The sequence below is a fragment of the Streptomyces sp. NPDC017940 genome (assembly GCF_044328435.1).
Lineage (GTDB): Bacteria > Actinomycetota > Actinomycetes > Streptomycetales > Streptomycetaceae > Streptomyces.
In genome coordinates, this window is record NZ_JBIRHJ010000012.1 from 66,202 (window position 1) to 84,631 (window position 18,430).

11 protein-coding genes and 1 pseudogene are annotated in these 18,430 nt (G+C 72.6%); 2 read left to right on the forward strand and 10 right to left on the reverse strand.

What is annotated here, in order from left to right; genetic code table 11:
- Positions 1 to 41: 41 nt before the first annotated feature.
- The 7 genes from ispG to ACH4DX_RS32410 form a co-directional block, all read right to left on the reverse strand.
- Positions 42 to 1,196, reverse strand: a complete 1,155-nt coding sequence (gene ispG, locus ACH4DX_RS32380; RefSeq protein ID WP_398123080.1) for a flavodoxin-dependent (E)-4-hydroxy-3-methylbut-2-enyl-diphosphate synthase — start codon at positions 1,194 to 1,196, stop codon at positions 42 to 44.
- A 249-nt stretch (positions 1,197 to 1,445) separates the two neighbouring features.
- Positions 1,446 to 2,747, reverse strand: coding sequence for a M50 family metallopeptidase (locus ACH4DX_RS32385; RefSeq protein WP_398157705.1), 1,302 nt, complete (start codon positions 2,745 to 2,747; stop codon positions 1,446 to 1,448).
- Positions 2,744 to 4,033, reverse strand: a complete 1,290-nt coding sequence (gene dxr, locus ACH4DX_RS32390) for a 1-deoxy-D-xylulose-5-phosphate reductoisomerase (protein ID WP_398123078.1) — start codon at positions 4,031 to 4,033, stop codon at positions 2,744 to 2,746. The genes ACH4DX_RS32385 and dxr overlap by 4 nt, the downstream gene beginning before the upstream one ends.
- A gap of 139 nt (positions 4,034 to 4,172) precedes the next feature.
- Complete coding sequence (locus ACH4DX_RS32395; protein WP_398157706.1) at positions 4,173 to 6,122, reverse strand: acyl-CoA dehydrogenase family protein; 1,950 nt, start codon at positions 6,120 to 6,122, stop codon at positions 4,173 to 4,175.
- 190 nt (positions 6,123 to 6,312) lie between these two features.
- The gene (locus tag ACH4DX_RS32400) at positions 6,313 to 7,758 is read right to left on the reverse strand and encodes an aldehyde dehydrogenase family protein (RefSeq protein ID WP_398157707.1); all 1,446 of its coding nucleotides are present in this window, start codon (positions 7,756 to 7,758) and stop codon (positions 6,313 to 6,315) included.
- A gap of 317 nt (positions 7,759 to 8,075) precedes the next feature.
- Positions 8,076 to 9,680 carry a PucR family transcriptional regulator gene (locus ACH4DX_RS32405; protein ID WP_398157708.1) on the reverse strand — a complete coding sequence of 535 codons (1,605 nt, stop codon included), beginning with the start codon at positions 9,678 to 9,680 and terminating at the stop codon, positions 8,076 to 8,078.
- Positions 9,681 to 9,999: 319 nt separating this feature from the next.
- Positions 10,000 to 12,138 (reverse strand): ATP-binding protein, encoded by a 2,139-nt coding sequence (locus ACH4DX_RS32410; protein WP_398157709.1) that lies wholly within the window; start codon positions 12,136 to 12,138, stop codon positions 10,000 to 10,002.
- A 301-nt stretch (positions 12,139 to 12,439) separates the two neighbouring features.
- Between ACH4DX_RS32410 and gabT the strand changes: the two genes are divergently transcribed.
- Together gabT and ACH4DX_RS32420 are read left to right on the forward strand one after the other, a co-directional pair.
- Positions 12,440 to 13,774 (forward strand): 4-aminobutyrate--2-oxoglutarate transaminase, encoded by a 1,335-nt coding sequence (gabT, locus tag ACH4DX_RS32415; protein ID WP_398123073.1) that lies wholly within the window; start codon positions 12,440 to 12,442, stop codon positions 13,772 to 13,774.
- Between the two features lie 614 nt (positions 13,775 to 14,388).
- Complete coding sequence (locus ACH4DX_RS32420; protein ID WP_398157710.1) at positions 14,389 to 15,009, forward strand: phosphatase PAP2 family protein; 621 nt, start codon at positions 14,389 to 14,391, stop codon at positions 15,007 to 15,009.
- On the opposite strand, the pseudogene ACH4DX_RS32425 reads toward ACH4DX_RS32420, so the two are convergent.
- The 3 genes and pseudogenes from ACH4DX_RS32425 to ACH4DX_RS32435 form a co-directional block, all read right to left on the reverse strand.
- Positions 14,994 to 16,007 (reverse strand): annotated as a pseudogene (locus ACH4DX_RS32425) (chitinase); the annotation flags it as partial. The gene ACH4DX_RS32420 and the pseudogene ACH4DX_RS32425 sit on opposite strands and share 16 nt — an antisense overlap.
- A gap of 351 nt (positions 16,008 to 16,358) precedes the next feature.
- On the reverse strand, positions 16,359 to 16,844 hold the full coding sequence (locus ACH4DX_RS32430; RefSeq protein ID WP_398157711.1) for a hypothetical protein: 486 nt from the start codon (positions 16,842 to 16,844) through the stop codon (positions 16,359 to 16,361).
- A 162-nt stretch (positions 16,845 to 17,006) separates the two neighbouring features.
- A complete protein-coding gene (locus tag ACH4DX_RS32435) occupies positions 17,007 to 18,425 on the reverse strand; it encodes an NAD(P)/FAD-dependent oxidoreductase (protein WP_398157712.1) in 1,419 nt (472 codons plus the stop codon).
- Positions 18,426 to 18,430: the final 5 nt, after the last annotated feature.

The window sequence follows — 18,430 nt, forward strand, 5'->3', positions numbered from 1 at the left end:
GGTTGCCCGCGGGGCCCCTGCCGCATGCGCCGGGGCCGGGACTAGCTGATCGTGACCTCGGGCTCGCCCGACATCACGCCGTCCTTCTCCATCTGTTCGGCGATCTTCATGGCCTCGTCGATCAGGGTCTCCACGATCTTCGACTCCGGCACGGTCTTGATGACCTCGCCCTTGACGAAGATCTGCCCCTTGCCGTTGCCGGAGGCGACGCCGAGGTCCGCCTCGCGCGCCTCGCCGGGGCCGTTGACGACACAGCCCATGACCGCGACCCGCAACGGCACCTCCATGCCCTCGAGGCCCGCCGTCACCTCGTCCGCCAGCTTGTACACATCCACCTGGGCGCGACCGCAGGAGGGGCAGGACACGATCTCCAGGCGGCGCTGGCGCAGGTTCAGCGACTCCAGGATCTGGATGCCGACCTTGACCTCCTCCGCGGGCGGTGCGGAGAGCGAGACGCGGATGGTGTCGCCGATGCCCTCGCTCAGGAGCGCGCCGAACGCCACCGCCGACTTGATCGTCCCCTGGAAGGCCGGGCCCGCTTCCGTGACGCCCAGGTGCAGGGGGTAGTCGCACTGCGCGGCCAGCTGCCGGTAGGCGTTGACCATGACGACCGGGTCGTTGTGCTTCACCGAGATCTTGATGTCCCGGAAGTCGTGCTCCTCGAACAGCGACGCCTCCCACAGCGCCGACTCCACGAGGGCCTCCGGCGTCGCCTTGCCGTACTTCTTCAGGAGCCGCGCGTCGAGGGATCCCGCGTTCACGCCGATCCGGATCGGTGTGCCGTGGTCCTTCGCCGCCCGCGCGATCTCCTTGACCTTGTCGTCGAACTGCTTGATGTTGCCCGGGTTCACGCGGACCGCGGCGCACCCGGCCTCGATCGCGGCGAACACGTACTTCGGCTGGAAGTGGATGTCGGCGATCACCGGGATCTGCGACTTCCGCGCGATCGTCGCGAGGGCGTCCGCGTCGTCCTGCGTCGGGCACGCCACCCGCACGATCTGGCACCCCGACGCCGTCAGCTCCGCGATCTGCTGCAACGTCGCCCCGATGTCGGAGGTGCGCGTCGTCGTCATCGACTGCACCGAGACCGGCGCGTCCCCGCCTACGGCCACCGGACCGACCTGGATCCTGCGGCTGACCCTGCGGTCGGCGAGCTTGGTCGGAACGGACGGGATTCCGAGAGAAACGGCAGTCATCTGGCGTGCATCCCCAAGGTGTGGGTCAAGGTCCGGATCGAGGTCCCGAGTCCGGCGGGCACCGGGCTCCACGGGTTCGCTGGTACGTCGCAGCTTCGCTGCCACATCGCTCATGCGCGGGTTCGAGGTTACGACACCCCGGCGGGCCGCGGCACATCCCGCCCCGATGTCCACCCGTTGGCGGGTGTGCTCGCACACACTGCGGCGGTCGGCCACACACGGTGCCCGACCGCCGCAAACCTCGCGCGTCTAGGAGATTCTCACCGGGTTGACCACATCCGCGATGAGCACCAGGATCGTGAAGCAGATGAAGATCCCGGCGACGACGTAGGCGACCGGCATCAGCTTCGCCACGTCGAAGGGGCCGGGGTCGGGACGGCGCAGCACCTTCGCCGCGTTGCGGCGCAGCGACTCCCACAGGGCCCCCGCGATGTGCCCGCCGTCGAGCGGCAGCAGGGGCAGCATGTTGAACAGGAACAGCGACAGGTTGAACCCGGCGAGCAGGAACAGCATCATCGCGACCTGGTTCTCCGGCGGGATGTCCAGGGTGAACACCTCGCCGCCGACCCGGGCCGCGCCGACGACGCCCATCGGCGAGTCCTGCTTGCGGTCGCCGTCGCCGAAGGCCGCGTTCCACAGGTCGGGGACCTTGGAGGGCAGCGCGACGATGGACTCGACGCCGTTCTCCATCATGCTGCCCATGCGGTCCACGGACTGGCCGAAGGACTGCTGGACGATGCCGGACGCCGGGGTGAAGCCGAGGAAGCCGGCGTAGACGTAGCTGCCCTCGACGTAGCCGCCCTCGCCGTCGGTCTTGCTGACCTGGTTCCTGATCAGGTTCGCGTGCAGGTCGGTGCGCTCGCCGTCGCGCTCCACGGTGATGGTCGCGGGGCCGACGGTCTCGCGGATCTTCGTCTGGAGCGCCGACCAGTCGTCGACGGGCTCGCCCTGGAAGGCGACGATCTTGTCACCCGCCCGCAGGCCCGCGGCCTTGGCCGGGGCGGGCTTGTCGCCCTTCTCGCAGGTGCTGCGGTTCTGGCCGGCCTCGATGACGCAGTCCGAGACCTTGCCGACGGACGTCGTCTGGGTGCTGATGCCGAAGGTCATCATCACACCGAGGAAGATCACGACGGCCAGGACCAGGTTCATGAAGGGACCGGCGAACATCACGATCACGCGCTTCCAGGGCTTGCGCGTGTAGAAGAGGCGGCTCTCGTCACCCGGCTTGAGTTCCTCGAACGCCGCCGAGCGGGCGTCCTCGATCATGCCGCGCCAGGGCGAGGTGGAGCGTGCCTCTATCTTCCCGTCCGGGCCGGGCGGGAACATGCCGATCATGCGGATGTAGCCGCCGAGCGGGATGGCCTTGACGCCGTACTCGGTGTCGCCTCTCCTGCGCGAGAACAGGGTCGGCCCGAAGCCCACCATGTACTGCGGCACGCGGATGCCGAACATCTTCGCGGTCGAGAGGTGGCCGAGCTCGTGCCAGGCGATCGAGAACAACAGCCCGACCACGAAGACGACTATGCCGAGGATCATCATCAGGGTCGTCATGCACGAGCCTCCGCGGTCGTGTGGTTCCCCGCCGTCGCCGGCGAGGTGGTCGTGGCCGTCAGTTCACGGGCCCGGGCGCGCGCCCAGGTCTCCGCTTCGAGGACGTCCGCCACGGTCAGGGAGGTTCCCGCGCTCGGCGTGCCGTGTTCGGCGACGACCCGGGTCACGGTCTCCATGATGCCGTTGAAGGGCAGCGCGCCCGCCAGGAAGGCGTCCACGCATTCCTCGTTGGCGGCATTGAACACCGCCGGAGCCGTGCCCGCGAGCTCCCCGACGTGCCGGGCGAGCCCGACCGACGGAAACGCGTCCTCGTCGAGCGGGAAGAACTCCCAGGTCGAGGCCTTGGTCCAGTCGAACGCGGGGGCCGCGTCCGGCACCCGCTCGGGCCAGCCGATGCCGATGGCGATGGGGCCGCTCATGTCCGGCGGGGTGGCCTGGGCCAGGGTGGAGCCGTCGGCGAACTCGACCATGGAGTGCACGTACGACTGCGGGTGCACGACCACCTCGATGCGGTCGAAGGGGATGTCGTAGAGGAGGTGGGCCTCGATGACCTCCAGGCCCTTGTTGACGAGCGTCGCGGAGTTGACCGTGATGACCGGGCCCATCGCCCAGGTGGGGTGCGCGAGCGCGTCCTCGGGGGTGACGTGCGCGAGGTCGGCCTTGGTGCGCCCGCGGAAGGGGCCGCCGGACGCGGTGACGACGAGCTTGCGCACGTCCGCGCGCGTGCCGGCCGCGAGGGCCTGGAAGAGCGCGGCGTGCTCGGAGTCCACCGGGATGATCTGCCCGGGCGCGGCCAGGGCCTTGACCAGGGGGCCGCCGACGATCAGCGACTCCTTGTTGGCGAGGGCGAGCGTGCGCCCGGCCTTGAGGGCGGCGAGCGTGGGGGCGAGCCCGATGGAGCCGGTGATGCCGTTGAGCACCGTGTGGCAGGGGGAGGCGGCCAGTTGGGTGGCCGCGTCGGGTCCCGCGAGGATCTCGGGCAGCGGCTCCCCCGCGCCGTACTCCGCCCGCAGCGCCTCCCGCAACGCGGGCACCGCGTCCTCGCGGGCCACCGCGACGGTCCGCACCCGCAGCCGCCTGGCCTGCTCGGCGAGGAGCGCCACCCGGCCGCCCGCGGCGGACAGGGCCGTGACGCGGAAGCGGCCGGGGTTGCGCAGCACGAGGTCGACGGCCTGCGTGCCGATCGAGCCCGTCGAGCCGAGGACGACGATGTTCCGCGGGGCGTCGGTGCCGACCGGGTCGAAGACGAGGTGCGGGTCGGCGAGGGGTGCGGGGCTTTCGCTCATGCCCCCATTGTGGCCGCAGCGGGGCCCGCTTCCGACAGCGCCTCTCGGCTTCGCCCGGTGGCTTCACCGAGGTGCTCCGCCGTTTCGTGCCTCGTCCTCGAACGCCGGACGGGCCCAAACGTGCCGGGCGGCCGATGGCTCAGCGGATCGGGCGGTGGACGTTCTCCCCTCGCGCGGGTCCCGGGGTCGCGTCCGCGATCCAGGGACCGTCCCCGCTGGGGTCGACGACACCCTGCTCCAGCCAGGTGTAGGTGCCCGCGAGGACGCCCTTGACGACCTTGCGGTCCAGGTCGTCGGTGTTGGTCCACAGGCGGCCGAAGAGTTCCTCGACGCGGATGCGGGACTGCTTGCAGAAGACGTCGGCGAGCTGGTAGGCCTCGCGGCCGTACTCCTCGGTGGTGCGCAGCAGTTCGGCGCGTACGCAGGCCGCGCTCATCGCGAAGAGCTCCGCTCCTATGTCGACGATGCGGCCGAGGAAGCCCTGCTTGGTCTCCATGCGGCCCTGCCAGCGCGACATCGCGTAGAACGTGGAGCGGGCCAGCTTGCGGGCCGTGCGCTCGACGTAGCGCAGATGGCCGGAGAGGTCCGGGTGGCCCGCGGGGTGGAAGTCGGCGTAGCTGCGCGGGAGCTGACCGGGGCCGGTGACCAGCTTGGGCAGCCAGCGGGCGTAGAAGGCACCCGCTGCGGCCCCGGCCCGTGCCTTGTCGGACAGGGACTTCCCCGGGTCGATCAGGTCCCCCGCGACCTTCAGATGGGCGTCCACGGCCTCCCGGGCGATCAGCAGGTGCATGATCTCCGTCGAGCCCTCGAAGATGCGGTTGATGCGCAGGTCGCGCAGGATCTGCTCGGCGGGCACGGCGCGCTCGCCGCGGGCGGCCAGGGACTCCGCGGTCTCGAAGCCGCGGCCGCCGCGGATCTGCACCAGTTCGTCGGCCATCAGCCAGGCCATCTCGGAGCCGTAGAGCTTGGCGAGCGCGGCCTCGATGCGGATGTCGTTGCGGTCCTCGTCGGCCATCTGCGACGACAGGTCGAGGACCGCCTCCAGGGCGAAGGTGGTCGCGGCGATGAAGGAGATCTTCGAGCCGACCGCCTCGTGCAGGGCGACGGGCTTGCCCCACTGCTCGCGGGCCCCCGACCACTCCCGGGCGATCTTCAGGCACCACTTGCCCGCGCCGACGCACATGGCGGGCAGCGAGAGGCGGCCGGTGTTCAGGGTGGTCAGCGCGATCTTCAGGCCCGCGCCCTCGGGGCCGATGCGGTGGGCGGCCGGCACCCGCACCCGGTGGAAGCGGGTCACGCCGTTCTCCAGGCCGCGCAGGCCCATGAAGGCGTTGCGGTGCTCCACCGTGACGCCCTCGGACGCCGCCTCGACGACGAACGCGGTGATGCCGCCCCTGTGCCCTTCGGACCTCGGCACCCGCGCCATGACGACGAGCAGGTCCGCCACCACGCCGTTGGTGGTCCACAGCTTCACGCCGTCGAGGACGTAGGAGTCGCCGTCCGGCACGGCGGTCGTCGCGAGGCGGGCCGGGTCGGAGCCCACGTCGGGCTCGGTGAGCAGGAACGCGGAGATGTCCGTGCGGGCGCACCGGGGCAGGAATTCGTCCCGCTGCTCCTGGGTGCCGAACTGCTTCAAGGGCTGCGGTACGCCGATCGACTGGTGCGCCGAGAGGAGGGCGCCGACGGCGGGGCTGGCGGAGCCGACGAGGGCGAGCGCCTTGTTGTAGTACACCTGCGTGAGGCCGAGCCCGCCGTACTTCGTGTCGATCTTCATGCCGAGCGCGCCGATTTCCTTGAGGCCGTCGATGACCTCGTCGGGGATCCGGGCCTCGCGTTCGATGCGCGCTCCGTCGATCTTCGTCTCGCAGAAGTCGCGCAGCTTGGCCAGGAACTCCTCCCCGCGCTCGGCCGCCTCGTCGGACGGCATCGGGTGCGGGTGGATCAGATCGAGGCGGAAGCGCCCGAGGAACAGTTCCTTGGCGAAGCTCGGCTTGCGCCAGTCCTGCTCGCGGGCGGCCTCGGCGACCTGCCGGGCCTCGTGTTCGGAAACCTTGGGCCGTGCGGAGTGTGGTGCGGACAAGAGGCTCACCTCGCCGCGAGTCGGGATCGGGGGACCGTCTGGTTACTCACCGGTGCTACTGGATCGTTGGTACCCGATTCCCGGCATGGTCACCAGCCCTCGTGCGGCGAATGCGCGAGAACGGCCGGAGCCCCCGCACAGCGGGCTCCGGCCGTTCTCCGTGGGGTGCGAGGGGTCGCCCCCGCGGTCCGGGGAGGGGTTACAGCTCGATCCCCGTGAGCACCATGACGCGCTCGTAGGTGTAGTCCTCCATGGCGGAGCGCACGCCCTCACGGCCCACACCGGACTGCTTCACACCGCCGTACGGCATCTGGTCGGCGCGGTAGGAGGGCGCGTCGCCGATGACGACACCGCCGACCTCCAGGGCGCGGTGGGCCCGGAAGGCGGCCTGGAGGTCGTGGGTGAACACGCCTGCCTGGAGGCCGTACTTGGAGTCGTTGACGGCGTCGTACGCGGCCTGCTCGCCGTCGGCCTTCGTCACCGTCATGACCGGGCCGAAGACCTCCTCGCGGGCGAGGGTGGTGTCCGCGGGCACGTCGGTGAGGACGGTCGGCGCGTACGTGGCGCCGTCGCGCTTGCCGCCCGTCAGGAGGTGGGCACCGGCCCGGACGGCCTCGTCGACCCAGGACTCCACCCGCTTGGCGGCGTCCTCGCTGACGAGCGGGCCGACGTCGGTCCTGGGGTCGGACGGGTCGCCGGTGACCTGGCCCTCCACCGCTTCGACGATCTTCGGCAGGAGCCGGTCGTACACGGCCGCGTCGGCGATGACGCGCTGCACCGAGATGCAGGACTGGCCGCCCTGGTAGTTGGAGAACGTCGCGACGCGGGCGGCGACCCAGTCGAGGTCGGCCTCGGTGGAGAAGTCGCCGAGGACGACGGCGGCGCCGTTGCCGCCGAGCTCCAGGGTGCAGTGCTTGCGCGGCACCGAGTCCATGATCGCGTAGCCGACCTTCTCGGAGCCGGTGAAGGACACCACGGGCAGGCGCTCGTCCTGGACCAGGGCGGGCATCTTGTCGTTGGCGACCGGCAGCACCGACCAGGAGCCCGCGGGCAGGTCGGTCTCGGCGAGCAGTTCACCGATGACGAGGCCCGAGAGCGGGGTCGCCGGAGCCGGCTTGAGGATGATCGGCGTACCGACGGCGATGGCCGGGGCGACCTTGTGGGCGCACAGGTTCAGCGGGAAGTTGAACGGCGCGATGCCGAGGACGACGCCCTTGGGGAAGCGGCGCGTGAGGGCGAGCCGGCCCTGGCCGCCCGCGTCGGTGTCCAGGCGCTGGGCCTCGCCGCCGTTGAAGCGGCGGGCCTCCTCGGCGGCGAACCGGAACACCGAGACGGCGCGGCCTACCTCGCCGCGCGCCCACTTGACCGGCTTGCCGTTCTCGGCGGAGATGAGCTGCGCGATCTCCTCCGTGCGCTCGGCGAGCCTGCGGCTCACGTGGTCGAGGGCGGCGGCGCGTACGTGCGCCGGGGTGGCCGCGAACTCGTCGCGCACGGCGTGGGCGGCGGCCACGGCCTCCTCCACCTGTGCGTCGGTGGGTACGGCCGCCTTGGCGACGAGGCGCCCGTCCCAGGGCGAGGTGACGTCGAGCGTGGTCTCACCGGTGGTCTGGCGACCGGCGAGCCAGAAGGCGTGGATGGAAGTCATGTCGTTCCCGGCCCTTCCGCGGAGGTTCATTCGTCTTCGGGGGTTACGGGACCACCGTAGGGGTGGAGGTTTCGGCGATGGTTTGTCCGACTCGGCGTAGTCGTGCGCTCCGGCGCACCGGAATGTCGGAACCTCGCATCCTCCAGCCTGGGCAGTTCCAGCCCGTCCGGCGTTTGAGGACGAGCGCGCAGCGCGACTGAAGCCCGTCCGGCGTTCGAGGACGAGGCGCGCAGCGCCGACAAAGGGGGTCCCAGGGGGCGAAGCCCCTTGGTTCGGGAAGGGGCGGGACAGGGGCGCCCCGCGAGGGCCCGCCCCCCTCACTCCCCCGCCGCCGCCGTCGCCTTCAAGGACAGCCACAGCTCCATCCGGACATCGGGATCGTCGAGGGAGCGCCCGAGGATCTCCTCGACGCGCCGCATCCGGTAGCGCAGGGTGTGCCGGTGCACCCCCAGATCCGCGGCAGCGGCATCCCACTGCCCGTGCCGCGAGAGCCATGCCCGCAGCGAGGCGACGAGATCCCCGCGCCCGGTGGCGTCGTGCTCCCGCAGGGCCCGCAGCAACCCGTCCGCGAACGCCCGCACCGCGTCGTCCGCGAGCAGCGGAAGCACCGACCCCGCGGCCAGCTCCTCGTGCTCCACGAGGCACCGCCCGCGCCGCCGCGCCACGGACAGCGCCTGCTCGGCCTGCTTGTAGGCGGAAGCCGCGGCGATGGGCCCGGCCGGTGCGGACAGCCCCATGAGCGGCCCGGGCTCCTCCGCGGGCTCCCGCCCGTCGGCCCGCTCCGCGTCGACCGTCGCGGCGTACCCGACGGCGGCCGCCTGCGCCGCCCCGCCGTCCGCGACGAGCAGCACGAGCCGGTCGCCATACGGCACTACGAGCAGCGCCTCGCCCAGGCGCGCCGCGGCCGCCTCGACGGCGTCGACGAGCCCCCCCGACCAGCCGCGCCCGCCCGCCCCCGCCGCGTCGCCCGCGGCTTCCTGCGTTCCCACGGCCTCCGCGACGACCAGCCGGAAGGGGGCGTCGAGCAGTCCGCCGTACAGGTCCCCCGCGACGGCGCGCGCGTGGTCCGGTTCCCCGGCGAGGAGCATGCGAAGGACCGCGGCCCCGATCCTGGCCTCCGCGGCCTGGAGCGAGCGGGACCGCTCGGTGGTGAGGGTGAGCAGGGCGATCGCGGAGTGCACGGCGTACCGGTCGGCGGTGCCGAGGGTGGACGCGGTGCCGACGGCGAGGGCGGCGCGCGGGCCGCGGCCGGTGCCGAGGCTGTGCAGTTCGACGCGGTCGTCGGTCCCGGCGACGACGAGGCTGGCCGGGGCGGGGCGCTCGCGCAGGCGCTCGACGTCGGGCGTGAGCCGTGCGGCGCGGCGGGCGGCCCACTCGGGCGCGGTGGCGACGACGGCTCCGGAGGCGTCGTACAGGGCGGACCAGCCGTCGACCTGCGCGGCGAGGGCGCCGAGCAGGCCCTGGGCACCCTCGCCGAGTGCCTGCTTGGTCAGCTCGCGCTGGGCGGCGAAGCCCGCGGTCACCGCGCGGTACTGGTCGGCGGCGATGGCCGCGGACACGGCCTTGCTGATGGCGAGGAAGGGGGTGCGGCGCGGCACCTCGATGAGCGGGAGGCCCTCCGCCGCGGCGGCCTCGACCAGGGCGTCGGGGATGTCCGGGTAGTTCACCCCGACCGCGAAGCCGAGCCCCACGACGCCCGCGCCCACGAGCCGCTTCACATAGCGCGCCATGGTCTGCGGGTCCTCGGCGTCCAGCTTCAGGGCGGTGATCAGGAGCAGCTCACCGCCCTCCATGTACGGCACGGGGTCGGCGAGCTCGCTGACGTGCGCCCAGCGCACGGGGACGTCCAGGCGGTCCTCGCCCGCGCGCACGGTCAGCTTGAGCGCGGAGTGGTGGACGAGCGAGGCGAGCGTGGGGGGCATGGGACCTTCAGGGCTACGGCGGCGGGGCCGGTCGGCTGGGGGACCTCGGGCGGGAGCCTGGGCGGGCGCGGGGGTGAGGTGCGGGGTGGGATGCGGGTGCTGCGGGCGTGGCCGGCGGGCGCCCGGAGGCCCCGTTGCGACCGGCGGGCACCCACCTGTTGATCTTTTGGCCGCCACGTATGACGGCTACGGTCGATTCTGCCTCACCGTACGGTCGCCACGGGCGGCTTGCGGGGTACGTACGGCAGCCTTTTCCCCGCGCCGCCCCCTCGCGGGCGCAGCGCGCGTGCGGCACACGCCCCCGGGGGCGCCCCCGCCCTCACCCCCGCAGATCCACGAGCAGCGGTGGCGCGTGCTCCCCCCGCACGTCCGTCAGGGAGAGGACCGCGTGCCCGGGCGGTACCGCGTGGGCCAGCTCCGACGCGGACCAGCGCTCCCGCTCGACCTGGCGGACGGTCACCGCGCGGGCGGTGGGCGCGTGCCCGGTGATGACGCGGCGCAGTACGTGCACGGCCTTGCCCGCCGGGGTCTCGGCGATGATCTGGCGGTCGGTGACGTCCCGTGCCTCGGTCCACTCCTTGCCCCAGACCTCCGCGAAGTCCTGGCCGTCCCACGGTGTGAGCCCGGACAGGGCCATGCGGCAGCCGACCGCGCCGAGCAGCGGTGTGCGCAGGGGCCGCGGGGCGTCGTCGAGGGTCCGCAGGGTCATGACGACGCCCGCGTTCGCGGACCGCAGCCGCTGGAGGCGCCGCACCGCCTCCGGGGTCACCGTGCCGGTGGCGTCGTCGAGGACGAGGCAGGCGAAGAGCGAACGGTCCTCGCGCACGGCGGCGGAGGCGGTGAACTGGGCGAGCACCAGGCGCGCCAGGATGCGGGACGCGTCCGCGTGGCCGCGCTCGGGCAGGTCGATGCGGACCCGTACGGGGTGGTCGAGGGCCCGCAGCGAGAACGGCGTGGACCGGCCCGAGGTGTCGAAGAACGCGGCGAACGCGGGCCGGTCGAGCAGCGCGATGCGGTCGGCGAGGACCGCCCCCGGGTCGCCGGGGTGTCCCGCCTGGCGTTCGCGGGCGTCGAGTTCCCGCAGCATGACGTCCTGCCCCGCCTGTTGCAGGGCGGTGCGCAGCGCGCCGAGCGGGCCCGGCGCGCCGTCGAGCAGGGCGCGCAGCTCCGGCACGGCGGGGAAGCGGCCGTTGACGGCGTGGAAGGGGCCGAGCAGCTGGGCGAGCACGGTCGTCGAGCGGCGGTGGTCGCCGCCGATGTGCGGGTCGACGAGGTCGCCGACGAGGGCCTCCGCGAGCATGCCCGCGGCCTCGTCGGGGTCGGACGTGCCGCCGTAGAGGTCGAGGTCGTACACGGAGTCGGGGTGGCCGACCCGTACCACCACGTCGTAGTCGTCGCCGGGGCCGAGTCCCGCGCCCGCCGCCCCCACCACGACGACCGCGGCCCGCCCCGCGAGGGCCTGGAGGCACAGCGACTCGGCGAGCGGCCACACCACGGTGCCGGTCTTGCCGGAGCCCGCGGGGCCGACGGCGAGCAGGGAGGTGCCGATGAGGTCGGGGCCGAGCGCGAGTCCGGTGCCGCGGTAGGCGTACGGGTTGCGCGGATCGTCCACGGTGGTGCCGATCCTGACCTGGGCGGTGGCGAGGTCGTGGCGGGCGGCCCGCGCGGGCAGGTCCCGGTCGCCGGAGGGGTGCGGGCAGGCGGTGGCGCCGTCGCGGACGACGGCTTCGGTGAACGCGGCGAGCGGGCTGTTGCCGGAGCGCACCGAGCGCCAGGCGCGGGCGATGCGGGCGACGTCGATGTCCCGCATGAGGCCCGCGCGGGCGTCGGCGACCAGGCGGTCCGCCGCGGGCCCGGCCCCCGCGGCGCGCAGCTTGGGCCACTGCGCGGGGTCCTCGTCGGGCGGGGGCGGCGGCGCGGCCGGCGCGGGGCGCTTGAGGCGCGGGGCGACGAAGCGGCGCCAGACCTCGCCCCAGCGGCCGAGGCGGCCCACGGTGACCATGATGCCGAGGGCGATGGCCGTGTAGTACGTGTTCCAGACGACGGCGTTGCCGAACCTGTCGCCGGTGTAGACCCACGCGTCGGGCAGGAACAGTTCGAGCGGCACCACCCACCAGCCGCCGAGGTAGTCGTTCCACAGGAGCGACCACAGGAGCCAGCCGACCAGGAAGGCGATCACGGCACCGCTCAGGAGCTGCCGGGTCGGCACCGTCTCCGGCTCCTGCGCGGGCCGCGGCACGTGCCCGAACCGCCAGACGCCGGGCGCGGCCTTCGGGCGCGGGGTGCGCAGCCAGGCGAGGAACGCCTCTCCGTCGGTGCCGGGCGCGGTGCCGGGCGCCCGGGCCGGGCGCGGCGGCAGGGGCACGGGCCGCGCGCCCGCGTCACCGCGCGGCGACGCCGGCCGCGGCACCGGCGTGGCGTGCGTACCGCGAGCGTCGTACATACCGTCGGAAGTCATGGCCCTTGCCCCCTGACCTGCCCTGTCCTGGCCGTGCTTACCGGGTTCCACCGGGTCTTGCCGGTTCGCCGATGCGCGGCTCGATGTTCTACCTGGTTCGCTGCTGCGCGGCTCAATCTAGTGCCCGTACGCCGCCCGGGGGCCGGGCCCGCGCCGATCACGCCAAAGGGGCGCTATGTCCACCACGGACAACGCCCTTCCCCAACATCTCCCCCATGGAGCATGCCCGCTCCCCCACCCCGCCCCTAACCTGCGAGGAAAGCAGCCGAACGTCCGCAACACCCCACCCCCAGGAGCCCTCATGACCGACCTTCCCCAGGAGCGCCGCGTCGTCACCGCCATCCCCGGGCCCAAGTCGCAGGAGCTGCAAGCCCGCCGTACCGCCGCGGTCGCCGGCGGCGTGGGCTCCGTGCTCCCCGTGTTCGCGGCGCGCGCCGGTGGCGGCGTCATCGAGGACGTGGACGGCAACCGCCTCATCGACTTCGGCTCCGGCATCGCCGTGACCAGCGTCGGCGCCTCCGCCGAGGCCGTCGTCCGGCGGGCCTCGGCCCAGCTGCGGGACTTCACCCACACCTGTTTCATGGTGACGCCGTACGAGGGCTACGTGGCCGTCGCCGAGGCGCTCGCGGAGCTGACCCCCGGCGACCACGCCAAGAAGTCGGCCCTGTTCAACAGCGGCGCCGAGGCCGTCGAGAACGCCGTCAAGATCGCCCGTGCGTACACCGGGCGCCAGGCCGTCGTGGTCTTCGACCACGGCTACCACGGCCGCACCAACCTCACGATGGCCCTGACGGCGAAGAACATGCCGTACAAGCACGGCTTCGGCCCGTTCGCGCCGGAGGTCTACCGCGTCCCGGTGGCGTACGGCTACCGCTGGCCGACCGGCGCCGAGAACGCGGGTCCCGAGGCCGCCGCGCAGGCGATCGACCAGATCTCCAAGCAGGTCGGTGCCGAGAACGTCGCCGCGATCATCATCGAGCCGGTGCTCGGCGAGGGCGGCTTCATCGAGCCCGCGAAGGGCTTCCTGCCCGCCCTGTCCCGGTTCGCCACGGACAACGGCATCGTCTTCGTCGCCGACGAGATCCAGTCCGGTTTCTGCCGCACCGGCCAGTGGTTCGCGTGCGAGGACGAGGGTGTCGTCCCCGACCTGATCACGACGGCCAAGGGCATCGCGGGCGGCCTGCCGCTCGCCGCTGTCACGGGCCGCGCCGAGATCATGGACGCGGCGCACGCGGGCGGCCTCGGCGGCACCTACGGCGGCAACCCGGTGGCCTGCGCCGCGGCGCTCGGCTCCATCGAGACCATGAAGGAGCTGGACCTCAACGCCAGGGCGAAGAACATCGAGGCCGTCATGAAGGCCCGCCTGGCCGCGATGGCGGAGAAGTACGACATCGTCGGCGACATCCGCGGCCGCGGCGCGATGATCGCGATCGAGCTGGTCAAGGACAGGGCGACCAAGGAGCCGAACCCCGAGGCCACCGGCGCGCTCGCCAAGGCCTGCCACGCTGCGGGCCTGCTCGTCCTGACCTGCGGCACGTACGGCAACGTGCTGCGCTTCCTGCCGCCGCTGGTGATCGGCGACGAGCTCCTGAACGAGGGCCTGGACATCATCGAGGCCGCGTTCGCGGAACTCTGAGCGGAGTCCGGGCAGAGCCCGGAGCGAAACCCCGAGCAGAGCCCCGAGCAAAGCCTCGGGCGGAGCCTCGGGCGGAGCTCTGGGGCGCGGACGGCTCGCGCACCGCGAGCCGTGCGCGCCGCACCCCACGGCGCCGGAGCCCGCCGGGTACGTGATCCGCGTACCCGGCGCTTTCACGCCACCACGGGCCCGGATCATCCCTCTGACGTGGGTGGACCGCACGCTGTGCGGAAGGCATGACCTGGGGTGACGGTCAGGGCCTGTGAAGAACGTGTGGGAGCCCCATGTCGGGATGTCGTTCCTCCTGTCGGCCCCCCTTCCTCCTGACGTACGGTTTTGACAGATGAGAGAAACACCCCGCTCACGGGGGACCGTGAGCGACACCGGGACGGAGCCTCCCCAGCCCCGCCCTGGACGTGCCTTCGCGCACACACCTGGAGCCGATGGCTCCGGAACTCCTCACCGATCGGATGGCCGTCCGCCCCAAACCCCCCGGGGCGCGCGGCAACCCGGTCCTCTCGGCCACCTCGGAGCTACCCCCCCCTGCCCCGAGGTGGCCGACCACTTGGCTTCCTCTCACCCTCGGTGTCCTCTTCGCGCTGTGCACTTGGCAGGTGGCCGCCGAGGGCCCGCTGCGCCGCCTCGACGAACGGGCGGGCCGCGCCATCGCCGGCAGCCGACTGCCCGGTCCCGCCGCCGAGTTCTTCGCCGACCTGGGCAACATGCCGGTCGCCGTTCCCGTACTCGCCGCGGCCGTGGCGTTCACCGCCCTGCGCGCCCTGCGAGCCGGTGCGTTCCGCTGGTGGCTCGCGCCGCTGGCGGCCGTGGTCGCGATGGCGGCCGTACCGCTCCTCGTGATCCCGCTGAAGCTCGCCGTGGACCGCGCGGGCCCGCCCGGCGCCGACGGCAGCGGCTACTACCCCTCGGGACACACGGCCACCGCCACGGTCGCCTACGGCGCGGCCGCCCTCCTCCTGCTCCCCCTCCTGTCGGCCGGGGCCCGCCGCACCCTGGTCACCGGTTGCGCCCTGGTGAACGCGGGCGTGGGCCTCGGCCTGGTCCGCAGCGGCTACCACTGGCCACTCGACGTCGCCGCGAGCTGGTGTCTGTGCGGCATCCTGCTCTGGGGGCTGACGGCCTGTCAGGCGCGGTACGGTCGGGGCCAGGACCCGGAGCGGCGCTCAACTCCGGTCGAGGGCGGGGCTACGGACCGGACGGGCTACCGACCGAAGTAGCTGTCGAAGTTCTTGGAGAACTGCCAGTTGTTGAAGCGGTCCCAGTTGATGGACCAGGACATCAGGCCGCGCAGGGCGGGCCACTTGCCGTGTGTCTTGTAGGAGCCGCAGCTGGTGCCCTTGGTCAGGCAGTCCAGTGCCTTGTTGACCTCGCTCGGGGAGACGTGGCCGTTGCCGGCGTTCACGGATGCGGGCATGCCGATGGCGATCTTCTCCGGGGGCAGCGGCGGGAACACGTTCGCGGTGTTGCCCTTGACCGGGAAGCCGGTGAGCAGCATGTCGGTCATCGCGATGTGGAAGTCGGCGCCGCCCATCTGGTGGTACTGGTTGTCCAGGCCCATGATCGGCCCTGAGTTGTAGTCCTGGACGTGCAGCAGGGTGAGGTCGTCGCGCAGGGCGTGGATGACCGGCAGGTAGGCGCCCGCGCGCGGGTCCGCGCCCCACTGGCCGGGGCCGTAGTGCTGGTAGCCCAGCTGCACGAAGAACGTCTCGGGGGCCATGGTGAGGGTGAAGCCCGGGCCGTACTTGGCCTTCAGGGTCTTCACCGCGGAGATCAGGTTGACGATCACCGGGGTCTTGGGGTTCTTGAAGTCGGTGTCGTTGGCGTTCAGCGACAGGGAGTGGCCCTCGAAGTCGATGTCGAGGCCGTCCAGGCCGTACTCGTCGATGATCGCGGAGACCGACGAGACGAACTTGTCGCGGGCCTGGGTGGTGGTGAGCTGCACCTGTCCGTTCTGGCCGCCGATGGAGATCTGGACCTTCTTGCCCTGGGCCTGCTTGGCCTTGACGGCCGCCTTGAACTCGTCCTTGGTCTCGACGTTGGGGCACTCGGTCTTCGGACAGAGGCTGAACCGGATGTCGCCGGACGTGGCGGACGTGGGCTCGCCGAAGGCCAGGTCGATCACGTCCCAGCTCGCCGGGACGTCCGCGAGCCGGGTGTAGCCGGAGCCGTTGGCGAAGCTGGCGTGCAGATAGCCGACCAGGGCGTGGGCGGGCAGGGCTCCGGCCGCGGCCCGGGCGGGTTCCGCGCGGGGCGCCGGGTCCGCGGAGCTGGGCGCTGCGAGCAGGCCGGTGGCCGCCAGCGCGAGGGCCGCGGCCACGGCGGTGGCTCCGAGTCGGGATCTGCGCAGGGGTGCGCGGAATCGTGAGCTGTCCACAACTGCCTCCGGCGGTGGGGGGATTGGGGCGGAGAGGTGCCGAACAGAACGCGCTCAAGATGGTCCAGACCAATGCGCTTGTCAAGGCTTCCGGCAGCACTGGCCCCGCAGCACCGGTCCGGCAGCGCCTGGCCGACCCCGCCTCGCAGCACCGGTCCGGCAGCGCCTGGCCGTCCCCGCCTCGCGGCCCCCTCACTCCGTGCCGTCGTCGGCGGTGTCGCCGCCGCCCGTCTCGCCCACCAGGGACGCCGCCGCCTCGTGCATCGCCAGTTCGAGCACCGCCGGGTCGACGAGGATGCCGGAGCCGTCGGGCGGCACGAGCCACCGCACCCCGCCGGTGGTCCGCCCCGGGTGGGGCACGACGATCCAGGTGCCCTGTCCCGCGCCGCGCACCCCCGTGCCCACCCAGCGCGCGGCCGTGCCCGCGGGCACGAAGAACCCGAGACGTGCGTCACCGGAGTCGGCTAGCACGGGTCCCGGCCGGTCCACCACGAGGGACAGCACGTCCAGGGTGGGATGGCCGAGATCGCCCGGCAGGATGAGCACGTCCCAGAGCCTGCCCGCCGGCAGCAGCGCGACCCCCAGGGGGTTGCGCTCCCACTCCCAGCGGCAGGCGTCCGGATCCGGCGCCACCGACACCAGCCACTCCACCGCCGATTTGGCACCCGAGCCCGTCATGGCAGGACCTCCCTCTCGTGTACGCGCGGATACGCGTGTCACCAGAGAGAGGCGGCCGTGCGGCCCGCATTACGCGGGTTCGGCTACCGATCGGTAGTGAAGGGGGGCGCGGCGCCCGACGAACGTGCGCCGTCGCGCCCCGGGACCAGTCGCATCGCGAGATCAGCTGTCGAAGCCGAGTCCCATCCTGTCCATCGCGCGCAGCCACACATTGCGCCGGCCGCCGTTCTCGTCGGCCCGCGCGAGGCCCCACTTGGTGAGGGTCACCCCGGCCCAGGCGAACGGCTCCGGCGGGAACGGCAGCGGCTTGGAGCGCACCATCTCCAGCTCCGTGCGCTCGGTGCGCTCCCCCGCGAGCAGGTCGAGCATCACGTCGGCCCCGAACCGCGTGGCCCCGACACCGAGACCCGTGTACCCCGCCGCGTACGCGACCCTGTCCCCGTACGCCGTGCCGAAGAACGCCGAGAACCGCGAGCAGGTGTCGATCGCGCCGCCCCACGCGTGGGTGAAGCGCACCCCCTCCAGCTGCGGGAAGCAGGTGAAGAAGTGCCCTGCGAGCTTCGCGTAGGTCTCGGGGCGGTGGTCGTACTCGGCGCGCACCTTGCCGCCGAACGGATAGACGGCGTCGTAGCCGCCCCACAGGATGCGGTTGTCGGCCGAGAGCCGGAAGTAGTGGAACTGGTTGGCCGCGTCACCGAGGCCCTGGCGGTTGCGCCAGCCGATGGCGGCCATCTGGTCCGCGGTCAGGGGCTCGGTCATCAGGGCGTAGTCGTACACCGGGATCGTGTACGGGCGTACGCGCTTGACCAGGGACGGGAAGACGTTCGTGCCGAGCGCGACCTGGCGGGCGAAGACCCTGCCGTACGGGGTGCGGGCCGCCATCCCTGCGCCGGACGAGGCGAGGTGAAGGGCCGGGGTGTGTTCGTGGATGCGGACGCCGAGGTCGCGGCAGACGCGCTTGAGGCCCCAGGCGAGCTTCGCCGGGTGCAGCAGGGCGACGCCGTCGCGGTCGTGGAAGCCGCCGAGGAACGTCGGCGAGTCCACCTGTGCCCGCAGGGCGTCCTCGTCGAGGAGTTCGGCGGTGCCGGTGAGGCCGAGGGCGGCCATCTCCTCGTACATCTCGTGGAGCTCGTCGAGCTGGTGCGGCTCGGTGGCGACGTCGATCTCGCCGGTGCGCTCGAAGTCGCAGTCGATGCCGTAGCGGGCGACGGCGGCCTCGATCCCGTCGAGGTTGCGGGCGCCGAGATCCTCCAGCTTCGCGATCTCCTTCGGCCAGCGCGCCAGGCCGTTGGGGACGCCGTGCGTGAGGGAGGCGGCGCAGAAGCCGCCGTTGCGGCCGGAGGCGGCCCAGCCGATCTCGCGGCCCTCGACGAGGACGACGTCACGGCCGGGGTCGCGCTCCTTGGCGATGAGGGCGGTCCACAGGCCGCTGTAGCCGCCGCCGACGACGAGCAGGTCGCAGGACTCGTCGCCGACGAGGGCGGGCTCGGGCGCGGGCTTCTCCGGGTCGTCCAGCCAGTAGGGCACCGGCTTGGCTTCGGAGAGAGACCTGGCCCAGTGGGTCATGGCACGAGGGGCCATGATTT